7 protein-coding genes are annotated in these 5,421 nt (G+C 38.1%); all 7 read left to right on the top strand.

Annotation, left to right across the window (positions count from 1 at the left end; genetic code table 11):
- A partial coding sequence (locus DSOL_RS28285) for an STAND family AAA ATPase (RefSeq protein ID WP_170871625.1) occupies positions 1–1,656 on the top strand: 1,656 nt, incomplete at its 5' end.
- Between the two features lie 274 nt (positions 1,657–1,930).
- Entirely contained in the window at positions 1,931–2,284 is a 354-nt protein-coding gene (locus tag DSOL_RS30285; RefSeq protein ID WP_075367498.1) for a DUF5658 family protein, read from the top strand.
- A gap of 12 nt (positions 2,285–2,296) precedes the next feature.
- Positions 2,297–2,527 carry a hypothetical protein gene (locus tag DSOL_RS25410; RefSeq protein WP_075367497.1) on the top strand — a complete coding sequence of 77 codons (231 nt, stop codon included), beginning with the start codon at positions 2,297–2,299 and terminating at the stop codon, positions 2,525–2,527.
- Positions 2,528–2,580: 53 nt separating this feature from the next.
- A complete protein-coding gene (locus DSOL_RS25405; RefSeq protein WP_075367500.1) occupies positions 2,581–2,847 on the top strand; it encodes a hypothetical protein in 267 nt (88 codons plus the stop codon).
- A gap of 377 nt (positions 2,848–3,224) precedes the next feature.
- Positions 3,225–3,941: a DUF169 domain-containing protein gene (locus DSOL_RS25400; RefSeq protein WP_075367496.1), complete on the top strand. Its 717-nt coding sequence runs from the start codon at positions 3,225–3,227 to the stop codon at positions 3,939–3,941.
- Between the two features lie 3 nt (positions 3,942–3,944).
- On the top strand, positions 3,945–4,556 hold the full coding sequence (locus DSOL_RS25395; RefSeq protein WP_075367495.1) for a hypothetical protein: 612 nt from the start codon (positions 3,945–3,947) through the stop codon (positions 4,554–4,556).
- Between the two features lie 137 nt (positions 4,557–4,693).
- A complete protein-coding gene (locus DSOL_RS25390) occupies positions 4,694–5,275 on the top strand; it encodes an SOS response-associated peptidase (RefSeq protein ID WP_235839004.1) in 582 nt (193 codons plus the stop codon).
- The last annotated feature ends 146 nt before the right edge of the window (positions 5,276–5,421 follow it).

Here is a 5,421-nt window from a genome sequence, read left to right as displayed (position 1 = left end):
CTTTTGAACACTCTTTTTGAGTTATTTGAGTACGTCTTAATTTTTGCTAGTAGCCAATTTCAAATTGAGCAACTTTATAACCGGGAAAATAACTTAGTTGAAATAACAAATTGTATTATCCGCGATTTTGGCCATTATCTTAGAAATAAATTAATAACAAAATGGTATTTTATAGGAGACGAATTTTATGAATCCGACAATAATAATCAAATTGTTGAGGTAGAAAGAAATATCAATAATCTATTAGGGAAAAACTTTCTCCCCTCATACCCCGTCTTCATTTTACTCATAATTCAGCAGCTTGAGGCAATACAAAGTAAAAGCAATAATAATTTAAGTTCTTATGGATACCTTTACGAATCATTAATAACGCGAAATATGGCTAAATCTGTTACAAAGGCATCAGATATTGATACTTATTATACATTTTTATCAGAGTTGGCTTTTTATATATTCAGTAATAAATTTCGAATAATCACGAACGCTGATTTCTTCACAATAACACAACAATATAATACCGATTATGAGATGCACATGGATTTTCAATATGTAATTGATAAGTTTATTAAGTTTGGAATTTTGCAAAACGTGAGTGCGAGTGAGTTCATTTTCAAGTATAAGTATTTATATTATTATTTTGTTGCAAAGTATTTTGCCAACCATATAACCGAACTTGAAATTAAGGATAAGATTCTGCTTTTATGCGAGAAGCTACATAATGAACAATATTCGAATATTGTGATGTTCCTCTGTCATTTATCAAAAGACCCTTTCATAATAGACTCGCTCTTACAAAAGTCAAAAGAATTATTTAACCAAATCGAAGCATATAATTTTGACAAACATCTTAACTTTATTAACCAAATGTATATTAAAATACCCGAGATTGCAGTTTCCTTAGATAATCCTAAAAGAAATAGAGAAGAGGTACTTAAACAACAAGACAAATTAAATAGGTCAATGGAAGAAGATGATGTTAATTATAATTTTGATATGTCCGAAGATGATGAGGAAGATGAAAGTAATGAATTAATGAACGAGTTGCTTTCAATCAATAAAGCGTTTAAAACTATCGAAATTACTGGACAAATCGTAAAAAATTTCCCGGGATCGCTTAAAGGAGATATCAAGTACCAGGTTATATTAGAGTGCTACCAGCTTGGAATGCGGACGCTCAATGTATTCTTAGAAAGAATTAATGAAAATATTGATATAATAGTCGAACGTATGGCCGAGTTAATAAAAGAAAAAGAGAATTTAGCTGAAGATGAGTTACCAGAAAAAAGTAAGAATATCATTTTGCGTTTGACGGAGTACATTTCCGTTGGAATTATAAGGAAAATAGCTGAGTCAGTAGGCAATAGCAATTTAACGGGAACTTATAGATCTGTATTGGATAGTAATCATTGTACAACATTCAATCTTATTGATGTTGCTGTTAAATTAGAATGTTTAAATAATTTCCCATTAAAGGAAGTATTAGAACTAGGATCAGAACTTAAAACTAATATTTATTCATTTGCTGTGCTTAGACATTTAGTAGTAAATCACTTTTACCTTTACGATTGCGAATTTCAGATAAAGCAAGCTGTATGTAGTGGTTTAGGGATACCATATAATGAGGTTAAGTTATTAGGTAGTAGTATAAGAAAGTAAAATTTGTTTTGTTATCGGCAATAACATATAAGAAGATTTAAGTTATTTAATCCGAAATCGGAGTGATCAAATGTACATAGCTTTTCCAGCAGATGAAAAAGTCAAAGCTCGGCTGGATGCCGTCTGTAAATCACTTAATATTACCCTGTAGAATGGTTTGAGACTGCTTTGTGCGAATCAGAGCATGACGTTTTGACTAAGTTTCTGAGCAGCAACCCCGAAGATCAATCAAAATGGATGTGGGATGCTAATCTTTGTCGGTTTGTAGGAAGTAGTGACGCTGAATAAGCGTCATCGATTAAGGGAGGCAAACCCTCTGAAAAAAGTATATAAGCTACTATTACTTTTCTGCATACTAAACATCGTGGATTATCTCACAACCATGCTGGCTTTGAGTCATGGGGCAGTAGAAAGAAATATTATAGCAGATTACTTTATCGATCATAATGCTCTTCACTATTTAAAACTAGGGGGAATCGGATTCCTTTGTATTTATCTAATACATGCTGCAAAAAGGGATTTGAAAAGCCAGTTGAGAGTGATTAGGGTGCTGTGGAGGGCAAATCTAGCGTATAGTTTCATTACTGTTTCTAATGTGGTTTTGTACTTTATTCAGAATCAGAACTGAAGGAGCATTGACATGAAATGCTTTGTCACAAGATGGCCAAATAGTCCGTCCACTGCTACTCAACAGGCCACTATAACAGTAACCGTAAAAGCAGCAAACCACCTTGAAGCACTGGGACGTTCAGGACTTAATGAACCAGGCGCATTGATTAGTGTGAATAGCCTAGGCGGGCCGAATATTCGTTATAAAGTGGATAACTTTGGTTCCGCTATTGAGTTGGCGCATTATCGTAGTGTAGACTAGACTAAAAATTAAGTTCTATAGCATCCTGAAGAGGCGCCAATGAGGTGAAAGGAATGGATGAACGAGTAGAAGAAATTAAGCCCATTAGTCGGATTCGGCCAGTAGGAAAGGTTGCACTTGCCAGACCCAAAAGGGGCAGACGAGAACTAATGTATCAATTTAACCGATATCATAAAGCTAAAAAACCTAAACGAATTAATAAAAAGTTACCTGAGGTTTCCAAAACCACTGAAACAAACGCTGTTTCCAATTTAAACGATTATGCCACGGATTTAAAGAAGCGTATTGGATTTGATCGAGCCATGATAATTGGTGATTAGAGGCATCCAATAAGGAGGAACATTTTATGAAGAACTGCGAAATGAAGCTGAACGGTAATATATTAACGATAACGAATGATGTTTCAAAGGAATTTGGCAAATCCGCTTCAGGAAAAGCATAATCATCGCCTCGACTGAAGGAAATGTGTCTATACCCGAGAAAGAAGATATAAAGATCGGTCTAAATATCTATAGAAAGCCATAAGATGGGCTTCATTAGGTTATGTATAAGGTGCTTAGTAATCCTGAAGACCCAACTTCATGGAAATGGGATAAAAATCTTTGCTAATTTGTAAGGTGATCTGGAGTAGAATAAGCAGATTAGATGTATTAAAAGTACAAGATCTACAGCATGACTTGATTTAAGGAGGGTTTAGATGAAAAGCAAGATTGCCGATTCCATAAAACTAAGAAACCAGCCGGTTGCTGTATTCCGTTCGGATTTTAAACCTGAGGGGGCCTTGCAGTTTCAGAAAGGAAAATGGGGCTGCGTAATCTCCATGTTAAATGCGGCAGCCAATGGTCGTATCACTGTATTTGACGCTGAGACTACGACTTGTCAGGGTGGCAAAGTTGGACTGGGTTTTAAACGGTTTGAATTAGGTTTTATTGAATATTTTTTATCCACCGGCGGTGTAGGAGGTAGAGAAGGCGAATTTTACAAGAAGAATCCCGAGCTAGCTGCGAAATTTGCGATGGGATTACCAACGGCAGAAGCAAAGACGTACATGGTATTTAAGCCTTTGTCGGAATTGGCTGAGGGTGAAACACCTGAAATTGTCATATTCTTAGTCAATGTAGACCAGCTTTCCGCACTGAGTTGGTTTGCAAATTATGATCAACCAACCCAGGATAACGTTAAAGTGGACTTTGCTTCTGGCTGTCAGCAATCCATACTTTATGCTCTGGAACAAGCAGGGGCGGCAAATCCAAAGTGCATTATAGGACTAACTGATCCCTCAGCCCGTAAATATATCAATAAAGACGTGCTTTCATTCAGTATCCCCTATAAACGTTTTTTAGAGCTAGAGGAGCAAGTTGATGAAAGTTTTTTGACGAAAGAAACATGGCTGCAAATTGCCGCACGGATTTAATCAATGATGGACTTATACGTCCTGGGCATATTCTGGTCAATTGGCAGCCCTATCGAGGACAGATATCCTTATTTCATGCTCCGCCATCATGACCGGTATTTCCTTGACGTTGTCCGCGAAGCATTGAGTATTACAACCAGCGTTTTTGTGGGAGAATCTAGGACTGGACAGCAATATAAGCTTAAGATATTCAATTGCGATCTGGGCCAATTAACACAATATGGTTGGCAACCTCGCCTTAGCGGGCAGCGTAGCTACCCGAATATCTCGGAACATGCTGATTTTATCCGCGCCTACTTTGAATTGCATAGTTCAGTAGATACTATTACGATCCGGAAACGCAATAAAGAACGAACATCGCCTCGTCTCCGCATTTATGGAAACCGATATTTTCTTAATGAGCTAACCGAGGTGTTGAGTTCACAAGTTGACATAACTCCTAAGCTTGTTCAGAAGACGACTAAACAGTCAGAGTCGAGCGGCGTCCTCTACTATCAAAGTCGTCGTGAGCTAGAGAAACTGCTCGCCTATCTCTATCCGAGTGGTATCCAGTACTTCCATCGAGAATACTATGAACATTTTAGAAGCTTACTATTAGAACTTTTACCCCACTGAAAGGGTAATTCGCTAATGTTATTTTAGAGGGGTTGAAGGACAAGATGTGTGGCCGATTTTCATTTGCCGAAATCATTGGCATCGTAGAGCGTTTTGAGCTGGACCAGGTTCAATTGGAGCTTTAGCCTCGTTATAACATTGCTCCATCTCAACAAGTTCCCGTGGTGATCCATCAAAATGGGGGCAACCGCCTACTTATGGTTCGGTGGGGGCTGATACCCTATTGGGCTAAAGATGAGAGTATTGGAAACAAATTGATCAATGCCCGAGCGGAGACATTGGAGGAAAAACCGAGTTTTCGCAGGTCCTTTGAGCAGAGGCGTTGTCTAGTCTTAGCAGACGGTTTCTACGAGTGGAAAAAGGAAGGCCGTGTCAAGAAACCTTATAGAATCACATTACTAGACGGCAGACCATTTGCTTTTGCTGGTCTGTGGGATTCTTGGTTGTCACCTACAGGACAAACGATAAACTCATGTGCGATCATAACGACGACGCCTAATAAGTTGATGGAGCCAATACACAACCGAATGCCTGTAATATTACCACAGGATATGGAGTCAGTTTGGTTGGGTGGGGATGTAACCTCCAGCCGTGAAGTTAAAGGTTTGTTGACACCTTTTCCGGAGGAACGGATGGTCGCCTACGAGGTTTCACAGTTGGTTAATTCTCCGCGCAATGATGGACCTGAATGTGTGGTTCCAGTAAACAGTCTATTTTAAGATCTTGAAAGAATATGTATGGATTCGGTCAACCCAAACTGCTTTCAAGGGGTACCAGCTGCTCACAACCTTATAACAATAAGCTCTCCATCACTGATGTGGAGCTTATTGTTATAATTTGGCGAATGAATTTGACTGGTTTCAAC

The organism is Desulfosporosinus metallidurans (assembly GCF_001936615.1).
Taxonomy (GTDB): Bacteria; Bacillota; Desulfitobacteriia; order Desulfitobacteriales; family Desulfitobacteriaceae; genus Desulfosporosinus; species Desulfosporosinus metallidurans.
This window is presented reverse-complemented; position numbering and strand designations above follow the sequence as displayed.

What these genes read in the sequence shown, in the direction of transcription:
- DSOL_RS25410 (WP_075367497.1), top strand. Translation starts at nt 2,297, where the DNA reads ATGAAATGCTTTGTCACAAGATGGCCAAATAGTCCGTCCACTGCTACT.
- DSOL_RS25405 (WP_075367500.1), top strand. Translation starts at nt 2,581, where the DNA reads ATGGATGAACGAGTAGAAGAAATTAAGCCCATTAGTCGGATTCGGCCA.
- DSOL_RS25400 (WP_075367496.1), top strand. Translation starts at nt 3,225, where the DNA reads ATGAAAAGCAAGATTGCCGATTCCATAAAACTAAGAAACCAGCCGGTT.
- DSOL_RS25395 (WP_075367495.1), top strand. Translation starts at nt 3,945, where the DNA reads ATGATGGACTTATACGTCCTGGGCATATTCTGGTCAATTGGCAGCCCT.